The sequence below is a fragment of the Bradyrhizobium sp. TM233 genome, assembly GCF_036247965.1.
Lineage (GTDB): Bacteria > Pseudomonadota > Alphaproteobacteria > Rhizobiales > Xanthobacteraceae > Bradyrhizobium > Bradyrhizobium ottawaense.
The window spans coordinates 1-600 of the sequence record NZ_BTIG01000139.1 but is presented as its reverse complement, the minus strand read 5'-3'; the positions used below and the strand labels follow the sequence as shown (position 1 = coordinate 600).

General features: G+C 67.8%; 1 protein-coding gene. It reads right to left on the bottom strand.

The features are described from left to right. Positions 1-417, bottom strand: a 417-nt coding sequence (locus AABA86_RS34040) for a disulfide bond formation protein B (RefSeq protein WP_338309854.1), incomplete at its 3' end; no start/stop codon positions are given. Positions 418-600 lie beyond the last annotated feature (183 nt).

Here is a 600-nt window from a genome sequence, read left to right as displayed (position 1 = left end):
CACCTTCACGGTGTCGAGCCTTGAGAAGAGATCGCCGGCGTTGCCGAGGTTGACGACGGGACCGGTGCAATCGGTCGGCCCTTTCCAGAATCCCCATTCGACGCCGGAATGGTAGGTGCCGAGACCGGCATTGGCGAGCGTCGCCAGCGCGAGGATCGCCAGCCCCGCCAGCAGCAGCGGCCGCGGCGCGCCGCTCCTGGCCGCCAGCGCCGTGAGGGCACCGAGCGGAATCGCGAGGTAATAGGCGTAGCGCTGCTCCAGGCAGAGCGGACAGGGCAGGATCTCCAGCACGAGCTGGAAGAACCACGCGCCCGCGATGGTCGCAGCCGCAATCAGCGTGACGAGCAGCGAGGCGGTCAGCGCGGAGCCGCTGGCAGCCGGCTTGAACGCAGGTATGGCGGCACTCTGGGTCGTCACGGCAGCCTCTTTCCGATAGGTCGCGCCCTTAAGCCTCTAGCCCCGGTCCATGCGGCTGTCGAGAACGGCCGACATCACTTTGGCGCGGGTTGACCCCGCTTTGTCCATGGCTATAGTCCGCCGGCTTCGCGACGCTCCCTTCAAGGGCCGACCGAGGGCCCCTGTGGCGGAACTGGTAGACGC